Raw genomic sequence first — 19,034 nt, forward strand, 5'->3', positions numbered from 1 at the left:
GGGAAAGATGAGTAGATTGACGGAGTGGTCCTTCCGTAATAAGGCAGCTATTATTTTGATTGTAATCATGGCACTAGCGATGGGGGTGATGAGCTACCTCAGGCTGCCGATGGAGTTTTTGCCGGCTGCGGACAATCCGCAAGTCATGATTACGGCAATCGGGCCGGGCAATGACGCGAAGTCGATGGAACAGCAAGTGACGGGGCCGATTGAAGAAGCAGTGGCCTTCGTGAAAGGCAAGACGGATATGTTCTCGACCTCAGGCGATGGTTACGCCCAAGTGAACTTGAATTTCGATTCGAAAACGAATATGAAGGAAGCGAAGGCGGAGATCGAACGCATCGTCGATCAGGTACAGCTTCCGGCGGGCGTAATGAAGCCGTTCGTCGTGCAATTCAACACTTCGATGATACCTATCTCATGGGTCGTACTGACCTTCGAAGAAGGATTGACGGATCAGCAGAAGGATGACAAGTTCAAGGAAGTAAAAGCGGTGCTGCAGCGTTCTGAGGGAGCGGGACAGATTTCGATTGGCGGCAAATCGACGCCAACCATTCAAGTGACACCGCTAACGGATAAGCTGGCATCGGCTGGCATTCCTGCGCAAACGCTCATAGGCGTACTGCAAGGACGCGGCGTAACGGCATCGCTAGGCGAGAAGAACGTAGACGGATCGGCGGCCAATATTGTCCTTAACGATCAAATTACGGATATCGAGACGCTGCGCAAACTCCCAATCATTCCAGGTGTAACGCTTGCTGACGTCGCGAAAGTCGACTATGCCAATGACAAGGAGAGCATTAACCGACTGAACGGCAAGGACGCAATCATGTTCACCATTTCCAAGTCGGCGGACGCTAATGCGGTTAAAGCCGGCAACGCAATCGAAGAGGCGGTTAACCGACTGAACGAAGACGTAGAGGGGATCGAAATTTCCGTCGTGCTTAGCACGGCTGAATCGGTCGTATCTTCGGTGAACAGCATGCTTCGCGAAGTATTGCTCGGAGCATTATTCGCTACAATTGTTATTTTATTGTTCATGCGCAATCTGAAGGCGACGATCGTAACGGTCGTATCCATACCGTTGTCACTCGGCATTACGCTCTACTTGCTGCAATTATCCGGCGTTTCGCTCAACATTATTACGTTAGGCGGCGTTGCGGTTGCGGTCGGTCGACTTGTCGACGACAGTATCGTCGTCATTGAAAATATATATAGAAGATTACAAAAAGAGCCTTTCTCCATGAAGCTCATTACAGATGCGACGAAGGAAGTGGCATCGGCGATTACGTCGTCTACGCTCGTAACGGTAGCGGTATTCCTGCCAATGGGACTTCTGCGCGGATCGCTCCAAGCGTTCCTGTTGCCATTCGCATTGACTGTTGCTTACTCGCTTCTAGCATCGCTTATTGTAGCGCTAACTGTTGTTCCATTGTTAAGCGCGTGGTTATTGCGCGGCACGAAGGAGAAGGAGCATACAGGCTCACCGAAGTTCGCTGCATTCATCCGCTGGAACTTGCAACGGAAATGGGTGCCGATTGTTATTGCAATCGTACTGTTCGTAGGCTCAATCGGCGCATACGTCGCGATGCCGAAGGGCGCGCTCGATTCTTCCAGCGCTGGAACGGTAAACGTCTCGCTGCAATATCCGAGCGATACGCCTGCTGAGACGGTAGAAGAGGGCGGCAAGAAACTCGAGTCGTACTTGACGGCGAACAAAAGCGCGGAATGGGTCATGATGACGCTGGGCAACAGCTCGGACGCAGCACAGTATGGCGGAGTCAATTCGCCAACGCTTGTCAGTTATATCGTCGATCTGAACGATGGAGTCGATGCCGAGCAGTTCATGGATGATGTGAAAAAACAGAAGGATGGTTATGGAGAAGCGGAACTGCTCGTGAACGCTACCGATCTGATGATGGGCGGAGGCTCATCGCAAATTTTCGTAGACGTAACGGGCGAAGATCCGGCGAAGGTTGAACAAGCGGCACAAGAGCTGCTTGCAGCGCTGAAACCGGTTGACGGCGTGCTAAAGGTGGAAAGCAATCTCGAGGAGAAGAAGCCAGTCTACTCGTTCCATATTGATCCGGCTGCTGCGAAGGGCGAAGAGCTAGCGATGCAACTGCAAAGCATGCTGAACCCGCTGCCGATTGGCAGCATCCGAATAGAGGATCATGACACGCCTGTTATTTTGCAGCCGATTGTTAACCCCACCTCCGAAACGGACCTAAAATCGCTGACGGTTATGACGGAAGCTGGTCCGAAAGCGATGTCGGATGTTGCCGAGCTCGTTCGTAAGGAAGAGCCGAGCAGCTTCTACCATAAAGACGGTAAAATGTATGTACGCGTAACGGCAACCGTTGAACCGAAAGAGCTGTCGGTCGTCGGCAGCGCGATTACGGATAAGACGAATGAGCTTAAGATGCCGGAAGGGGTTGCGTTATCCGTAGGCGGTGCATCTGCGGAGCAAGCGAGTGATTTCGCGGATCTGGGCTTAACCGCGTTAATCTCCATCGGTCTCGTATACTTGATTATGGTTCTATCGTTCAAGACATTGCGCACACCGCTTGCTATTATGTTCTCGCTGCCGCTTGCGGCTATCGGCGCAGTGACAGGCTTGCTTATCTCAGGTGTAACGCCAGACTTCACTGCGATGTTCGGGGCGCTTATGCTGATCGGTATCGTCGTCACGAATGCGATCGTATTGCTCGACCGCGTCAGACAGAATGAGGAGCATATGTCGATTCGCGAGGCGCTTATTGAGGCCGCAACGACAAGGATGCGTCCAATCGTCATGACAGCGGTGGCGACCGTCTCTGCAATGCTGCCGCTCATCTTCGGCTCGCATGAGTCTGGAAGCATTGTCTCGCAAAGCCTTGCCATTGTTGTTATTGGCGGTCTGACGGCTGCGACTTTGCTCACGCTTATCATCGTGCCATGTATTTATGAATTGCTTTACTTCCGCAAGTCGCGCAAGCAACGTATCGCGAATACGAACGGAGCTGCGAAGGAAGCGGCGGTATCGGCGCAATAATTTAGATATAACGAAAACAAAGGCCGTCCTGCAGATCGTGCAGGGCGGCCTTTCGTGAATATAACAAGCAGTTTATACGAGCGACATGCGATAAAGCGGCATAAGCGTCTCGAACGTCGAGGAAGCGAATTTCAGCAAAATGTCGCCGCTGCGCAGCAAAGCGTCATCGGCAGGGATGTGACGGCCGATCAGCAGCTCCGCTTTCTTCACGTCGCGGAACCGGACGAGAGCCTTGTTCCAATCCTCGGTGCTCATATCTCCGGTTCTCGTCGCTTCCTTCATCGTATGGTCAAGCGATATCATATAGTTGTCAGGCACGGCGGCAATGACGTCATCGAGCTTGTCCAAATAAGCGGCAGCTATCTGCGATTTGTTCGGCACTTCATAGATGAGCGCCAGCCATAGGAACAGATGGTCATCGAACAACCCCAATTGGAAATGCGGATGAGATTTATAGCCGCGTTTGTTATTACAGATGCTGAGCCAAGTATCCTTCGGAGGGTTGACCGTGCGTCTGGCGTGTTTCGCGATATGCAGATACATTTCGTCGCCGGCATGGACGGCAAGCTCGCCTGCCAGCCTCTCGCCGATGGCTTGGAATTTCGGCTGGATAAGCCCCTGGATGCCAGCCATGCGCTCCTCTAAGCCTTCCAGTTGAAATACGTCAAAATCCTCTTGCGTGAAGCCGATAAGTCCGTTTGTTGTTTTTGTTGCCATGATATGATTACTCTCCTCTATGTCTGTTATGGTCTTACATGCGCTGCATGAGCTTCAAATAATAGATCGCAAGCTGCGTCCGATCCCGCAATTCAAGCTTGTTAAGAATTTCGGAAATGTAGTTCTTAATCGTTCCTTCGCTTAGAAAGAGCGATGAAGCAATTTCCTTGTTCGACTGACCGTCCGCTACGTGACGGACAATCTGGCATTCCGCTTGCGTTAAGCCTTGCCCGGCTAAGCTTTTGCTAGCTTGATCGAATAGATAGGATGGCTCAGCGGAACCGCTGCGAGGCGATTCAAGCATGCCAGCCAGTTTGCGGGCAATGTCGGGATGAATGAGCATCGTGCCTTGATGAACGGTCTTAATTCCGTTGATAATGAGGCTCGGCGAAACGTTCTTAAGCAAGTAGCCGTTCGCCCCATTGCGAATGGCCTGCGCAATATAATCGTCATCGTCGAATGTCGTCAGAATGAGGACGGCAGGCGGAATCGGCAAGGCACGAAGCAGCTTCGTGCCTTCCACGCCGTCGCAGACCGGCATTCGAATATCCATAAGCACGACATCAACAGGATGAACAGCCGCGAATTCGGCGGCTTCTCGGCCGTTCTGACTTACGCCGACGACTTGAAGTTCTTTATCCAGATCCAAAATCACATGCATGCTTTCCCGAATGAACGGATCGTCATCGACGACAAGAACCTTGATCATCGTGAGCACCTCCTTATTTATGGCGTTCGCATATGTAATTCCGAATCACGCCGCCGCCATCCGTTTGCACTAACCTACTTCGTTAACAGAGGCAAAATAGTTGTGATGGCAAATTGCTCCGCGGTCGCAACCTCCAGCCTTCCGCCTATGAGGGCGATCCGCTCTCGCATGCCGCGCATGCCAAGTCCGGCTTCTACAGGCTCGCTCGGCAGCATGCCGTCATTTGCAATCGTCAAGGACACGCTGTCGCTCTCGAACTTGAGGTCGACGGTAATGACCGTTGCTTCGCCATGCCTGACCGCGTTCGTTATCGCTTCTTGTGCGTTCTTGAATAATATAAGCTCCATGCTCGGGTATATCGGCCTCGGATTGCCGTGCACCTCGAATCGGACCTCGTAGCCTTGCCCGTCTACTGATTCGGCCATTAACCGATCCAGCGCGTAACGACGCGGTTCGCTATCGCTATCCGAAGCGAGCTTGCGCACGGTTCGGCGCATGCGCTCCATGCTGTCCTGTAATTGATCGCGGATTTGCTCGACAATGCCGCGGGCCCTATCCGTATCGACGTCAAACAGATGCAGTGCGGCTTCCGACATCATTTTTACTCGAATGAGCCGGTGCCCGAGATCGTCATGGATATCCTTGGCTATACGATTCCGTTCCTCGGTCTGGGCGTACTGCTCGATTTGGGCGGCGTAATCTTTCATACGGTCTTTGGCGGCATCCAATTGCTCGTTGCTGATCGTGAGCGCTTCATACAGTTCTTCGAACTTAAACCTCTTTTTCTCAAAATCATTCGTAACGAAGAGCATGCCCGCGGCCGTTCCCCATAAGACGAGGAGAGCAACAATCAACTCAAGCTCTCTGCCGTACAGTCCGATCGTAAGCGCCGCACAGCCGATGGCCGTCCAAGCCGCGCACTCTCGCACGGACGCTCTTCTGCGGAATGCCGCGATGAGCGTTGCGAAAGGCAGGAGGTATAAAATTCCACCGTACGTATAAGAAAACCAGGTAAAGAATAAGAGCTCCGCAATCAGTATCGGTCCTGCTAATCTAGGCATGATGTTGTCGGCTTTGCTAATTAAGAGGGCGATCAGTGCGAATGCGGTATACGGGGCGTATGTTCTTGCTTCAATATCTATGATGGTTACAAGTGCCGGTATAGCTATGAGCAAGCTTCGCATTCGGAGCAGTATGACATTCATATGGAATGGTCTCCCGAAACTGAATTTGTTCCCAATCTATGCTTTTTTGACCACATAAGAATTTATTAGTTTCCGAGCATTGCGGAAGAACAAATGTTATTGGCGATAAAACCTACCTCTGAACGCGGTCGCTCATCTTCGAATAGCTTCGATAGAGGATTTCTCACGGCGTTAGCCACGTGCGCTTCCATGAACTGCGATAGGCGTTTTCTCATTATATCACAGACAGTCAACCTGGTCGCCGGTATCGCAGGCATGCATCATTTTGGCAAAAATGACTTTCGTCACCTCGATCTCATGACTTTGGAGACCTGCCTGCATCCATTTCCTTCCGTATAATCAGAGTTAACAAGGGCGCAAGAGAGAGGATGAACAGACATGAGTTTGGTTTCATTTCGAGATGTGGTCAAAAAATACGATACGAAGGTGACGGTCAATCATTTGTCGCTCGAAATAGGCGAAGGCGAAGTGTTCGGTTTACTTGGTCCGAACGGAGCGGGCAAAAGCACGACGATCAACATGCTGGCCGGATTATTGAATGTCACCAGCGGGGACATTACCGTCGGCGGTTACTCGATCGGCAAGCAGCCGCTGGAGGTCAAGCGAAGAATCGGTCTCGTGCCGCAGGAGCTTGCGATCTATGAGACACTGACGGCCAAAGAAAACGTTACGTTTTTCGGCAAGTTGTATGGACTTAGAGGCAAGCTGCTTCAGGAGCGCGTGGCGGAGGCGCTGCAGTTCGTCGGATTGCTGGAGAAGGCGGGCGATCGACCTCAGACGTTCTCCGGCGGCATGAAGCGGAGGCTGAACATCGCTTGCGCGATTATGCATCGGCCGAAGCTCATTATTATGGACGAACCGACGGTTGGCATTGACCCGCAGTCCAGAAATCATATTTTGGATTCGGTGCGCGAGCTTAATAAGCTGGGCTCGACCGTCATCTATACGAGTCATTACATGGAAGAGGTAGAAGCGATCTGCTCGCGAGTAGGGATACTGGATAACGGCAAGCTCATTGCATGCGGAACGAAGGAGGAGCTTAAGCAGCAGGCCGGCCAAGACGAGAAGCTGATCTTCGAGATCGACCGTCAGCTGGGGCAAGCGATGGAAGAGTTGAAGCAGCATCCAGGCGTTCGCCAGATTGACGAGCAGAACAACGGAACGATGCTAGAGGTGACGGTCAAGGAGTCGACTTCGATGCTTCAGGATTTGCTGTTCATCCTTCAAAAGCACGGCATTACGCTTCGCAAGCTGACGCGGGTCGAGCCGAATTTGGAATCGATGTTCCTGCAAATGACGGGTCGCACGCTGCGGGACGATTAGTAGCGGAAATGCCGGATGCCCGGTTAACTAGCTTGGGGAGGGAACGGAAATGCGGATTTGGTGGACAACGGCTTATTACGAGCTGCTTAAATACAGTCGCAAAAAATCATTGATTTTAATATTGATCGTATTGCCGCTTATTCTTATTTATATGCTCGGAAGTGCTTTCGATACGGAGATTAAGCCTGCGAAAGTGATCGTATACAACGGTGATCATGGAGAGCTGCGGGCAAGCGTGGACGCCTTCTGGGAAAATGATGCCATCAAACCTTACGTTCGGCTTATTGCCGCGGAGGAAGAGGAGGACGTACAGCCGTCCGTGACGGAATCCGAGTCCGACTATGGCATCGTCATTCCGACTGATTACTCCAGCCGTGTTCTAAGCGGCGAGAATGTAACTTGGCGCATGTACTCAGGGAGATATGCGGAGAAAAATTTGGCCGTGGAATCGGTCATCAACAGTTACTTGGCAGAGGTCAACCGAGGTGTGGCGGCGCAAGTCGTACTAGGGCCAGATTCGGGAAACGGGCAAGCGGCATCCGGCGGAACGGATTCGACCGAACCGTTCGTAAAGGTCGGAATGCTTGGCGTTGACAGCAACCAGATTTTCCACTCCGTATCGGCTATGCAATATTATGCGGCGACTTACTTGATCATGTTCCTTCTATATGGCGGTATGCTGGCAGCCATCGAGCTGTTGAACCAGCATAAGAACGGCACGCTGCAGCGCATGTTCACGCTGCCTCTATCTTTCGCCGGGCTTGTTCTCGGCATCATAACGGGCTCCTTCCTCGTTGCTGGTCTGCAGGCTGTTGTTATCGTCGTTTTCACGACTTACGCGTACGGCGTCGACTGGGGCTCGAATTACGTTTGGCTATTCCTCATCAGCATGCTCACGGCGGCTATCGGAGCGGGCATCGCGATCATCATTGCCTCCTTCGCCAAGTCGGTCAAGACAACGCAAACGGTGTTCGGTATCGTGGCGTTCGCCATGACCTTTGTAAGCGGAGGAATGATTGCGGATATAGACGTCATCATCGGAGATGCCTCCAAGTGGACGATTAATCACTGGGCCAATGAGGGGCTCCGGGCGATTATGAACGGTTCAGGTTGGTCCGTTTATAGCCAAGCGGTAACGATTCTGGCTATAATCGCGGTCGCACTATCCGTACTTGCCGTGATCAGATTGCCAAAGGTGGTGAAGCAGGATGCCTAGTATCCATATTGCTATGCAGTTAATCAAACGGACAATGGGCTCAAGACGGGGGTTATTCCTCAACATGCTGCTTCCGGCTATCATATTATCCGTGTTGACGGGCCTGCTCGGCGCGCAAGGTCAACAAGCCGTTATCGCTGTTGCGAATGCGGATTCCGGGGAGCTTGGCGCTTATGTGAAAGAAGCTTTATCACGGGAAAAGCTGTATGATGTCCGCGATGTGACAGGGAGTACCGAGGAGGAAATCAAGCAGCAGGTGCTTGATGGAAAAGCGGATGCCGCCGTATTCATTCCGTCGGATTATACAGCCGCTCTGCTCGAGGGCAATCACGTTCCAGCTGTCATGTACCGGATGAATATTCAGCTTTGGAACGCCTCGCTGGCTACGACGCTGGAAGCAGAGACGAAGAAGCTGTCCGTCTCCGCCGCGATGGTTGCCGGTACGGTAGGAGTCGATAAGGAGGGGATCATGCCGCTCCTCAAGGAACTATTGGCCGCGCAGGAGAAGCCGATTGTCACGACGGAGCATGTAGGGACGAAACTCGGCAATATTTTGTCCAGTCCGATTATGGTCGGTATTCTGCTTATGTTCGTCATGATGCTCGTCAGTCAATCCATCGGTTTCATAATGGAGGACAGAGAGCTCCGCACGATGGCGAGGATGTATACGGCGCCGGTCAGAGCGATCGACATCTCGCTGGGCAACTTTCTGGGCAGCATGGCCGTAGGGACGCTGCAGCTTCTCATCGTGCTAAGCTTGACGTACTTTGTGTTTAAATACGATCCTGGCGTTTCGTTTGGCTATATGCTGCTGGTGCTCGAGTTTTTCTTGCTGGCTGCTGTCGGACTTACGTCGGCCATTGCCGGGCTGGTCAGAGACAGCCGGCAACTTACGCAAATTAATAACCTCGTCATCATGCCAAGCTGCATGGTCAGCGGTTGCTTCTTCCCCTTGTCGATGCTGCCGACGTTCATGCAGAAGCTCGCGAACTTCCTGCCGCAGAAATGGGCGCTTCAAGCGATCGACCGGCTGGGCGGCGGAGGAAGCATTGCGGATATCGGTTTGCAGCTAGCCATTCTTGTCTTGTTCGCGGCCGTACTCATCGCCTTCGGTTCGGCTGTGCTTAGGCCGAGCAAGCAAAGTCTGTAGGCTGAAGTCGGAAGCGTCTTGACTTGTGGTAAGCGAATATTGTAAATTATTCAAAAGCTTTGCTTTCGATATCACAATAGCATTGACCAAGGTTATGCTGATCGGAACAACGTTCGCGACAGAGAGGAAGCCCACCCGGTTGAAAGGCTTCTGCGAATGGCCGATAGGCTCCCTGCCTTGCGAGCTGCGGTGGCTGCCAGACGATCGTCATGGGGAGCTTATCGTCGGAATGTCAACATTCCGTTATTGAATGAAGAACTGCCGCTTTCTTGGGCGGTCAGAATTAGGGTGGTACCGCGAACGCATTCGTCCCTGACGAACGCGTTCTTTTTTTATGCTTAAAATCTTAAATTCCATGAAAACGGGGGAATTCTCATGCGTCAAAGTAAATTGCTAATGCCTACATTGCGTGAAGCGCCGGCTGAAGCGGAAGCGATCAGCCATCAACTGCTGCTGCGAGCAGGTCTTGTCAGACAGCTTGCGGCAGGCATCTATACGTACTTGCCGCTTGGGCGCCGCGTGCTGCGGAAGCTGGAGGGAATCGTACGCGAGGAAATGGATAAGGCTGGCGGGCAAGAGGTGCTCATGCCGGCGCTGCAGCCCGCGGAGCTTTGGCGGCAATCCGGTCGTTACGAGGTGTATGGACCGGAGCTTGTCAGGCTGAGGGATCGTCATGATCGGGAATTCGCGCTAGGTCCGACGCATGAAGAGGTTATTACAGCGCTCTTGCGCGGCGAGATCAGTTCGTATCGCCAATTGCCGGCGACACTCTATCAGATTCAGACCAAATTCCGCGATGAGCAGCGTCCGCGCTACGGGCTGCTGCGGGGCAGAGAGTTTCTGATGAAGGACGCTTATTCATTCGATGCGGATTGGGAAGGGCTTCATCGGAGCTACATGGCCATGTATGACGCCTATCACCGCATATTCACGCGCTGCGGTCTCAACTTCCGCGCAGTAGAGGCAGATGCGGGCTCGATTGGCGGAGAAGGGGGCACGCACGAGTTTATGGCTCTCGCCGATATAGGCGAGGATACGATTGCCTCATGTACCTGCTGCAATTATGCAGCCAATCTGGAGAAGGCGGAGTACGGTATCGCGCACATGGATGCCGCGGTAGTTGAGCCAGCAACGCCTGAAAGGCTGCAAACGCCAGGCATCAAAAAAATCGAGCAGCTTACGGAATCGCTAGGCCATGACGCATCCGTATTCATTAAAACGCTTATCTTCGTAGCAGATGGCAATCCGGTAGCCATTCTCGTTCGCGGAGATCACGAGGTGAACGAGATTAAGGTGAAGCAGGCACTGGCCATAGACACTCTTGCGCTCGCTGATCAAGAGACTACGGAACGGGTAACAGGCGCGCCTACAGGCTTTGCGGGACCAGTCGGACTGGCGATCCCGGTCTATGCGGATATTGCGGTTACGCAAATGGCTTCGGCCATTGTCGGGGCTAACGAAGTGGATTATCACCTTGCCAATATACAGCCTGGCGTTCACTTCAACAGTATGGCGAGCGGCGATTACCGCAATGCGGCGGAAGGCGACCGATGTCCCCGTTGCGAAGAGGGGCGGCTTCAATTCCACCTTGGTATCGAAATCGGACATGTGTTCAAGCTGGGGACGAAATACAGCGAAGCGATGGAAGCCACTTTCCTCGATGCCTCAGGTAAGGCACAGTCTCTTATTATGGGCTGTTACGGCATTGGCGTGTCGAGGCTGCTCTCGGCCGTCATCGAGCAGCATGCCGATGAGCAAGGCATTGTGTGGCCGGCTTCAATCGCGCCGTATCATGTTCATATCGTGCCTGTGTCGGCGAAGGATGACACCCAAATGGCGCTAGCCTCGCAGCTGGCAGAACGACTTACGGCTGCCGGCATTGAAGTGCTGCTCGACGATCGGGATGAGCGGCCGGGCGTTAAGTTCAAGGATGCCGATCTGATCGGCATTCCGCTGCGCTTGACGGTCGGCAGGCAGGCGGCGAACGGCATCGTCGAAGCGAAGCTGAGGACAGAAGCGGCGGCTAAGGAGTTGACGATCGAAGAAGCGCTTACAATGGCGTCATTGCTGAGTGCCGGTCAATAGTTGTACAGATGGGGGACAAACCGCTTCATATAGGCGGGCTTGCCCCTTTTTTTTACAAACAGGCGCCCGATTCTATAAAATTAGTCAATAATCCAAGTTGCCATTACATAAGATGGAGTATAAGATAATGGTAAGAACAAATTATCAGATTATTTCGTTAACTATCATGAAGCAAGGGAGGGATTGCCGTGAACAAGAGCTATGAAGTCGAATATTGCAATCTAGAACTGCGATTTGACCGCCGGCAAATCCAAAATCTCATCCGTGATCTGATTCAGGAAGGGTACTCCTTATACTGGAGCGAGACGGAGGGCCAGTTTCTCGTATCCATCCGCACCGGCCGCAAGCTCGTCAAGCTTCGGTTTCAGCGAATGAAGAGTCGGTATAAAATTGTCGGAGATTATATCATTAAGGACGAAAAGTTGTCTGAGTTGATCGAGAAGCTGATTAATGACACGCGTGGACATGCGGTAGTGAAGCGAATCAAAGATCGTCAAATCGTCATTGAGAGCATTATGTTCGGTGAGATTATACGACTCGTGGAGGTGTCAGGTATGGAACATCGCATTATTTATCAAAAGAAGCCTTTCGTGACAATAGAGGAAATGATTAAAGCTTTCCAGTCGAAGAGAGCGGAAGAGCGAGCAATCGTCCTGCGCTACGAGCTTGATTACGAGTTGTCGATGTTGTTCGACGCGCTGCAGGACGGCAATGAGGAGGCGGCAAACGCATCGAAGGAGAAGCTGGCTGTTCTTCGAACAGAAATGCTGCAATTAGAGCTATAGACATGAAATTTTTTTTCATACTAAAATGCTAAACGATTGAATGCTGCTCCGATGAGGCACAGCGTTTGATCGTTTTTTGTTGTGCGGCAAGCAACGGCCTAATGCCTGAAAGCCGCGTCACGATTGGCTTTTTGATCAAATATAAGAGAATCTTTCACAAGCGGTCAAATTTATTAATAACCAAAAGAAATTTTTTTTCATCCAAACGGTTTTCTTCTGCCAGCAAAAGGAGTAGAATAAAGTCATTGCAAAACAAATAAATAACAAAGGATGGACGAAACCAATGTCGAAACAGCAAATTGGCGTAATTGGATTGGCAGTAATGGGCAAAAACTTGGCACTCAATATCGAGAGCAGAGGTTTCACGGTATCGGTGTTCAACCGTTCCCGCGAGAAAACAGACGATCTTGTACAAGAAGCAGCAGGCAAAAACCTCGTTCCTACTTATACGATCGAAGAGTTCGTTCAATCGCTTGAAGTACCGCGCAAAATCCTGATCATGGTTCAAGCAGGAGCAGGCACAGACGCAACAATCGACTCGCTCGTTCCGCATCTGGAGCAAGGCGACATTATTATAGACGGCGGCAACGCTTATTTCCCTGACACCGTTCGCCGCAGCAAAGACCTTGAAGCCAAAGGCTTCCGCTTCATCGGCACGGGCGTTTCCGGCGGCGAAGAAGGCGCTTTGAAAGGACCTTCGATCATGCCGGGCGGTCAAAGATCCGCTTACGAGCTTGTAGAGCCAATCCTTACGGCTATCTCCGCGAAAGTCGGCGAAGACGCATGCTGCACATACATCGGACCAGACGGTGCCGGCCACTATGTGAAGATGGTTCATAACGGCATCGAGTATGGCGATATGCAACTGATCTGCGAAGCATACGACCTGCTTAAAAACGTTCTGGACGTTAGTGCTGAAGAGCTCCACGAGATCTTCACGGAATGGAATAAAGGCGAGCTCGACAGCTATCTGATCGAGATTACGCGCGACATCTTCTCCAGATATGATGAAGAGACTGGCAAACCAATGGTTGACGTCATTCTTGACTCCGCTGGCCAGAAAGGTACTGGCAAATGGACAAGCCAAAGCTCGCTTGATCTTGGCGTACCTTTGTCGATCATTACTGAATCGGTGTTCACTCGCTTCCTGTCCGCTATGAAGGAAGAGCGCGTTGCAGCAAGCAAAGTGCTTAGCGGTCCGGCTAAGAAGCCTTTCCAAGGCGACAGAGCGGCATTCATCGAATCCGTTCGCAAAGCATTGTTCGCATCCAAAATTTGCTCGTACGCACAAGGCTTCGCACAAATGCGCGCTGCTTCCGAAGAGTACGGCTGGGATCTTCGCTACGGCGACATCGCAATGATCTTCCGCGGCGGCTGCATCATCCGTGCTCGCTTCCTGCAAAACATCAAGGACGCATATGATCTTGATCCAGGCCTTCGCAACCTGCTCCTTGATCCTTACTTCAAGGAAATCGTCGAGTCGTACCAAGGCGCATGGCGTGAAGTTGTATCAATCGCAGTTGCTAACGGGGTACCGGTACCGGCTTTCGCAAGCGCGATCGCATACTTCGACAGCTACCGCACAGAGCGTCTGCCAGCTAACCTGCTGCAAGCGCAACGCGACTACTTCGGAGCGCATACGTTCAAACGCATCGACAAAGAAGGCACGTTCCACTACAACTGGATTCAATCCTAATCGTCAGCGCCCGCGCGGCGATCGATTACCTTGCGTTGTTCGAGTTGATGCCGTATGAAGCTTCCCTGAGCCAATCGCGTAAGCGATCGGCTTCTTGATCGCAGTAATGCTTGCGGTTAATGAGGGACATAGCCACTTCGGCAAAGTAATGAAAGTTCTGTAACAAGCGTGGCTGCGAGAGATCCATTAAGGCGGGATCCTCGTCAGCCACCTTTTTTTTGATATATTGAAGCATCCATACGACATCTGAGCGGCATAACGGATGGTCGGGATCCATTATGCGGTCGATATGCGATTCGGTTCGGTGCGGCGGAGGTAAATCCAGCTTGCTATTCATCTCTAGCTTCACTCCTGTCCGGAAGTTATGCATCTTTAACATCCATACGGCATATGCAACTTTTTTATACCCTAGTATTCAAAAAAAATGATATGATGTTGTGGAATATGTACGAAGATACAATGGTTATAAAGGGTGGATCAGCTACAATGGAACGGCAGCTTGGCAACAAACTGATTTTGGTCGGCTTTATGGGAACGGGTAAATCAACCGTCAGCAAACTGCTCGCCGGCCGCCTCGAATGGGAACGCGTCGACGTCGACGAGCAGATCGTTAGCAGAGCAGGACAAGCGATTTCGGATATCTTCGCCGAGAGCGGGGAAGAAGGCTTCCGGGATATCGAGTCGGATGTGCTTGCGAGCATACTGGCAGATGAGGCTTCATCGGTTATAGCTACTGGTGGCGGAGCTGTGCTTCGCGAAGCGAATCGCAACTTGATGCTGGCATCGGGACTCGTCGTTGCGCTTAAGGCGGATGCTGCCCAAATTATTGACAGAGTGCAATCGGACGACGCTCGTCCGCTGCTTCAAGGCGACGCCGCAAACCGGGTGAATAGGCTGCTCGAGCAGCGGAAGCATGCGTATGACTTTGCGCATATCACCGTGGATACGACAAGCTTGACGGCAGACGAGGTAGTGGCCGTTATAATGGAACGTTGGGGCAAAGGAAAGCAGCAGTAGAGGATACTATTATAGTAAAAGGAGATCATACGAACTATGGACGTGTTAGTGACACCTACTCCAAAGCTACAAGGGGAAATTCAAGCGCTTTCCTCCAAAAACTATACGACGCGCTACTTGCTGGTAGCCGCGCTTGCTGAAGGAACAAGTACGATTTATTATCCTGCGCATAGCGAGGACAGCGATGCGATGCGCCGCTGTATTCGCGATCTTGGCGCTATCGTCGAAGAGGATGACGAGAAAATCGTCATTACCGGCTTCGGCCGCAATCCGAAGCCTGCCGAGCAGTTGGATGTAGGCAATGCGGGAGCGGTGCTTCGTTTCTTAATGGCCATCGCGGCGCTTTGCCCCGACGTGACGTTTATAAATCGTTACCCGGATTCGCTTGGCAAGCGTCCGCACGATGATCTGATCGAATCACTGAGCTCGATGGGCGTTAAGATTGAGCACAACGAAGGCAAACTGCCGATTCGCATTCAAGGCGGCAAGCCGAAGGGCGGCCACATTCAAGTATCCGGCAATATTAGCTCGCAGTTCCTTAGCGCGTTGCTATTCCTTACTCCATTGCTTGAGGAAGACAGCGAGATTGAAGTGCTTCATGATTTGAAGTCGAAAGTCGTTGTAGGCCAGACGCTGGAAGTGCTTACGCAGGCAGGAATCGTTATCCATGCCGACGAGGACTACATGCGCTTCCGCGTTCCAGGCAACCAAAGCTATGCGGCGAAGACGTACTCCGTGCAAGGAGACTACCCGGGCTCGGCAGCGATTCTGGCGGCTGCTGCGGTTACGGAATCCGACGTGATCGTACATCGTCTCGAAGAGCGCAGCAAGCAAGGCGAGCGTGCTGTAGTAGACGTGCTTAAGATGATGGAGACTCCTCTGACTCATGAGAACGGCATCGTTCACGTGAAGGGCAACGGCAAGCTGAAAGCCGTCGAGTTCGATGGCGACCATGCAACCGATGCTGTCCTAGCCATGGTAGCGGCTGCCGTATTCGCGGAAGGCACTTCGCGCTTCTATAATGTAGAAAACTTAAGATACAAGGAATGCGACCGGATTACCGACTACTTGAATGAGCTGCGTAAAGCAGGAGCGAACGTCGAGGAGCGCCAAGCGGAAATTATCGTGCACGGACGCCCCGAAGGCGTTGAGGGCGGCGTGGAGATTAATGCGCATTACGACCATCGAGTAATTATGGCGCTTACGATTGTAGGCTTGCGCTCGAAAGAACCGATCCGCATTCGTGACGCGCATCATGTCGCTAAGTCTTATCCGATTTACTTTGACCACCTGAAGGCGCTTGGCGCGAACGTAGAATGGATCGAAGCGTAACGGGCAAAAGAATACTCGAATAATACAGCAATTCAATATGATGAATTGAGGTGCGGCAATGGCCTATCAACATCCGTCTCGCGAGGAAATCAAGTCGATTCTGAAGGGAAGCACAACAATTGCAGTTGTCGGGCTGTCTGATAAGCCTGACCGTGTATCGTATATGGTGTCCGAGGCGATGCAAGCCAAAGGGTATACAATTATTCCGGTGAACCCGAACGCGGAATCGATTCTCGGTCAGAAGAGCTATGCTAGTCTTAAAGAGATTCCCGTGCCCGTCGATATCGTGAATGTGTTCAGACGGAGCGAGCATACGCCGCCAGTGGCTGAAGAAGCGGTTGCGATCGGGGCGAAGACGTTGTGGCTGCAGCTTGGCATCGCAAGCGAGGAAGCAGCTTCCATTGCAGAATCAGGCGGCCTGAATGTCATTATGGATCGTTGCATTAAGGTAGAGGATTCCATCCTTCTTCCAGGCGGCAAATAATAAATCGGTACAGAGAGCTTTTTAACCGCACTTCGGTTAAAAAGCTTTTTTTGCGTCCGTTGCGGGTCCTGCCGGGTTAGACGAGCACGACTCTTTCAGCTATGCTAATAGGAAAGAAAACAGAAGCCGGGAGGGAATTGCCAGTGAGCGACACAATACTGATTGTAGAGGACGAGCGCCGGATCGCCCGTTTACTGCAAATCGAGCTCGAGAGCGAAGGGTACGGGGTAAGACTTGCGCCAGATGGCGTGGAGGGATGGGCAGAATATAAGGCAGGGGGAATCGCCCTCATTTTGCTCGATGTGATGCTGCCGGGGATTAGCGGAATTGACCTGCTGCAGCGCATTCGCGCTGTGGATGCAAACATTCCAGTCATTATGCTAACTGCCAAGAGTGCTTTATCGGATAAAGTAACCGGTCTTGATCTGGGCGCCAATGATTATATGACGAAGCCGTTCGAGATGGAGGAGCTGCTCGCCCGCATTCGCGCGGCTTTGCGCAAAGCTGCCGGGCACGTCGCGGGAGAGCAGCAGCCCGGCCAGTGGATGACGGCGTCCGATCTCAGGTTGAACGAAAGCACGCGCGAGGTGGAGCGGGCCGGGCAGCCGATTATACTTACTCAGCGGGAGTTCGACCTGCTGGCCTATTTGCTTCGCAACAAAAAACTAGTCTTAAGCAGGGATCAGTTGCTCGCCGAGGTGTGGGGCTATGATTATGCGGGCAATACGAATGTCGTGGATGTTTATATCCGCTATGTACGCAAAAAAATAGACGAAGGCTATGATACGGAGCTTATCCATACGGTTCGGGGCATCGGCTATTGTATTAAGGACGCGACATGAAGCTGCGCAGCAAAATACATCTGTATTCATCGGTATTGTTTACGGTGCTGCTGCTGCTTGCCAATGCAACGGTATACACCATGTTCTCTTCCATGATGCTGGAGCGCGAGCTGAACAATCTCGCGGCGGAAACCCGCCAGGCGGCAACTGCCTTGCGTCAGGCAGATCATAACGCTGCATTAGTGGAGCTGCTTCGAGCATACGTGCCGCTTAACGGCATGCTTAGGTGGGTGCCTGAAGAGGCGGACGGCGGCGGAACGCTCGTTACTTCAGCCTCGGAAACAGACTTAAGCGGCCAAGCGGCTGTATATTCCAGCGAGCAGAAGCAGCATCGATTGAATATCGCGCGCAAAAGCTACGGCTTCGTGTCCATTCCGGTTATCGGAGGGGATGGGGCGGTTGCGAACGTGCAGGCGACGGCGAGTCTCGAGGAGCTCAAGGAGCTGCTGCGGATTTTGCGGCTTGTGCTGATCAGCGTTTCGGCAGCGGTGCTGATACCTGTGCTCGTTTCGAGCGTCGTATTAGGAAAGGTGCTGATGCGTCCTATTTCAGCTATGACCAGAACGATGCGTCAAATTGCCCGCAGCGGCGAGTTCGTTAAGCTGAAGCAGCAGGGACGTTCCCGTGACGAGCTCGTGGAAATGGGAGAAACGTTCAATGAGATGATCGGGCTGCTGGAAGACAGCTTCGCGAAGCAGGAGCAATTCGTGTCCAACGCTTCGCACGAGCTGAAGACGCCGTTAACGATTATCGAAAGCTACGCCAGTCTGCTCAAGCGAAGAGGACTTGATCGGCCGGAGCTGTTCGAGGAATCAATTGAAGCTATTCATTCCGAAGCCGTGCGAATGAAAGGGATGACGGAACGGCTGCTGCTGCTCGCGACGTCCCGGAGGGAGTGGAAGGTGGAACGGGAGCCGCTGGAGCTGCTGCCGTTTGCCGAGCAGACCGCCGAGTTTTTCCGCAGCGCATATAAGCGCGATGTCAGGGTAGCGGCGCTGGATCTTGCTGACGTGACGGTTAGCACGGATCAAGGCATGCTTAAGCAGATCCTTTTCATTTTGTTGGACAACGCTCGCAAATACAGCAGCGAGATGATTCAAATTGATGTGGGACGCGAGGATAAAGGCGGATATATTCGGGTGACGGATCGCGGAATCGGGATTCCGGCAGAAGAGCTCAAGCAAGTATTCGAGCGCTTCTATCGCGTCGATAAAGCCCGCAGCCGAGATCAGGAGCCGGTGGGCGGCGCAGGGCTCGGTTTGTCGCTTGGCAAGGAGCTTGCGCAAGCCATTAGCGCCGAGCTTGTGCTGGAAAGCGTGCCGGGCGTTGGCACGACGGCAACAATCGTCATCCCTATCGAGGCGCCAGCCGGTCGTTCTCAGTAAATTGTAAGAAAAGGGAGTTAGAATAGACGGTATTAAGGAACGTCTGGAGGGATG

General features: G+C 52.3%; 17 protein-coding genes. 13 read left to right on the forward strand and 4 right to left on the reverse strand.

Annotated features, from left to right (window positions below):
- Positions 1 to 7 precede the first annotated feature (7 nt).
- Positions 8 to 3,034, forward strand: coding sequence for an efflux RND transporter permease subunit (locus tag V8F51_RS03735; RefSeq protein WP_337098700.1), 3,027 nt, complete (start codon positions 8 to 10; stop codon positions 3,032 to 3,034).
- 72 nt (positions 3,035 to 3,106) lie between these two features.
- Here V8F51_RS03735 and V8F51_RS03740 read toward each other — a convergent pair whose 3' ends face one another.
- The 3 genes from V8F51_RS03740 to V8F51_RS03750 form a co-directional block, all read right to left on the reverse strand.
- The gene (locus tag V8F51_RS03740; protein WP_337098701.1) at positions 3,107 to 3,751 is read right to left on the reverse strand and encodes a YktB family protein; all 645 of its coding nucleotides are present in this window, start codon (positions 3,749 to 3,751) and stop codon (positions 3,107 to 3,109) included.
- Between the two features lie 34 nt (positions 3,752 to 3,785).
- Positions 3,786 to 4,460: a response regulator transcription factor gene (locus V8F51_RS03745; RefSeq protein WP_337098702.1), complete on the reverse strand. Its 675-nt coding sequence runs from the start codon at positions 4,458 to 4,460 to the stop codon at positions 3,786 to 3,788.
- Positions 4,461 to 4,534: 74 nt separating this feature from the next.
- Positions 4,535 to 5,665 carry a sensor histidine kinase gene (locus tag V8F51_RS03750; RefSeq protein WP_337098703.1) on the reverse strand — a complete coding sequence of 377 codons (1,131 nt, stop codon included), beginning with the start codon at positions 5,663 to 5,665 and terminating at the stop codon, positions 4,535 to 4,537.
- Between the two features lie 378 nt (positions 5,666 to 6,043).
- Here V8F51_RS03750 and V8F51_RS03755 point away from each other — a divergent pair, with 378 nt between their 5' ends.
- The 7 genes from V8F51_RS03755 to gndA all read left to right on the forward strand — a co-directional run bounded on the left by V8F51_RS03755 (position 6,044) and on the right by gndA (position 13,920).
- Entirely contained in the window at positions 6,044 to 6,988 is a 945-nt protein-coding gene (locus V8F51_RS03755) for an ABC transporter ATP-binding protein (RefSeq protein WP_337098704.1), read from the forward strand.
- 49 nt (positions 6,989 to 7,037) lie between these two features.
- Positions 7,038 to 8,204, forward strand: coding sequence for an ABC transporter permease (locus tag V8F51_RS03760; protein WP_337098705.1), 1,167 nt, complete (start codon positions 7,038 to 7,040; stop codon positions 8,202 to 8,204).
- 13 nt (positions 8,205 to 8,217) lie between these two features.
- Positions 8,218 to 9,354 (forward strand): ABC transporter permease, encoded by a 1,137-nt coding sequence (locus V8F51_RS03765; protein ID WP_337098706.1) that lies wholly within the window; start codon positions 8,218 to 8,220, stop codon positions 9,352 to 9,354.
- A gap of 82 nt (positions 9,355 to 9,436) precedes the next feature.
- Positions 9,437 to 9,604, forward strand: a complete 168-nt coding sequence (locus tag V8F51_RS03770; RefSeq protein ID WP_337098707.1) for a hypothetical protein — start codon at positions 9,437 to 9,439, stop codon at positions 9,602 to 9,604.
- A gap of 125 nt (positions 9,605 to 9,729) precedes the next feature.
- The gene (locus V8F51_RS03775; RefSeq protein WP_337098708.1) at positions 9,730 to 11,439 is read left to right on the forward strand and encodes a proline--tRNA ligase; all 1,710 of its coding nucleotides are present in this window, start codon (positions 9,730 to 9,732) and stop codon (positions 11,437 to 11,439) included.
- 188 nt (positions 11,440 to 11,627) lie between these two features.
- Positions 11,628 to 12,224 (forward strand): hypothetical protein, encoded by a 597-nt coding sequence (locus tag V8F51_RS03780; RefSeq protein ID WP_307203870.1) that lies wholly within the window; start codon positions 11,628 to 11,630, stop codon positions 12,222 to 12,224.
- Positions 12,225 to 12,507: 283 nt separating this feature from the next.
- Positions 12,508 to 13,920: an NADP-dependent phosphogluconate dehydrogenase gene (gene gndA / locus V8F51_RS03785; protein ID WP_337098709.1), complete on the forward strand. Its 1,413-nt coding sequence runs from the start codon at positions 12,508 to 12,510 to the stop codon at positions 13,918 to 13,920.
- A 25-nt stretch (positions 13,921 to 13,945) separates the two neighbouring features.
- Here the strand turns inward: gndA and V8F51_RS03790 are convergent, their stop codons facing one another.
- Complete coding sequence (locus V8F51_RS03790) at positions 13,946 to 14,257, reverse strand: hypothetical protein (RefSeq protein WP_337098710.1); 312 nt, start codon at positions 14,255 to 14,257, stop codon at positions 13,946 to 13,948.
- A 149-nt stretch (positions 14,258 to 14,406) separates the two neighbouring features.
- On the opposite strand from V8F51_RS03790, the gene V8F51_RS03795 reads away from it, so the two are divergent.
- From V8F51_RS03795 to V8F51_RS03815, 5 genes are all read left to right on the forward strand, one after another.
- The gene (locus V8F51_RS03795; RefSeq protein WP_337098711.1) at positions 14,407 to 14,937 is read left to right on the forward strand and encodes a shikimate kinase; all 531 of its coding nucleotides are present in this window, start codon (positions 14,407 to 14,409) and stop codon (positions 14,935 to 14,937) included.
- Positions 14,938 to 14,973: 36 nt separating this feature from the next.
- Positions 14,974 to 16,269 carry a 3-phosphoshikimate 1-carboxyvinyltransferase gene (gene aroA / locus V8F51_RS03800; protein WP_337098712.1) on the forward strand — a complete coding sequence of 432 codons (1,296 nt, stop codon included), beginning with the start codon at positions 14,974 to 14,976 and terminating at the stop codon, positions 16,267 to 16,269.
- 58 nt (positions 16,270 to 16,327) lie between these two features.
- Positions 16,328 to 16,753: a CoA-binding protein gene (locus V8F51_RS03805; RefSeq protein ID WP_337098713.1), complete on the forward strand. Its 426-nt coding sequence runs from the start codon at positions 16,328 to 16,330 to the stop codon at positions 16,751 to 16,753.
- 101 nt (positions 16,754 to 16,854) lie between these two features.
- Positions 16,855 to 17,595 (forward strand): response regulator transcription factor, encoded by a 741-nt coding sequence (locus V8F51_RS03810; RefSeq protein WP_442956394.1) that lies wholly within the window; start codon positions 16,855 to 16,857, stop codon positions 17,593 to 17,595.
- Complete coding sequence (locus V8F51_RS03815) at positions 17,592 to 18,980, forward strand: sensor histidine kinase (RefSeq protein WP_337098715.1); 1,389 nt, start codon at positions 17,592 to 17,594, stop codon at positions 18,978 to 18,980. Before V8F51_RS03810 ends, V8F51_RS03815 begins: the two co-directional genes overlap by 4 nt.
- Positions 18,981 to 19,034 lie beyond the last annotated feature (54 nt).

The organism is Paenibacillus sp. YIM B09110 (assembly GCF_037167145.1).
Lineage (GTDB): Bacteria > Bacillota > Bacilli > Paenibacillales > Paenibacillaceae > Pristimantibacillus.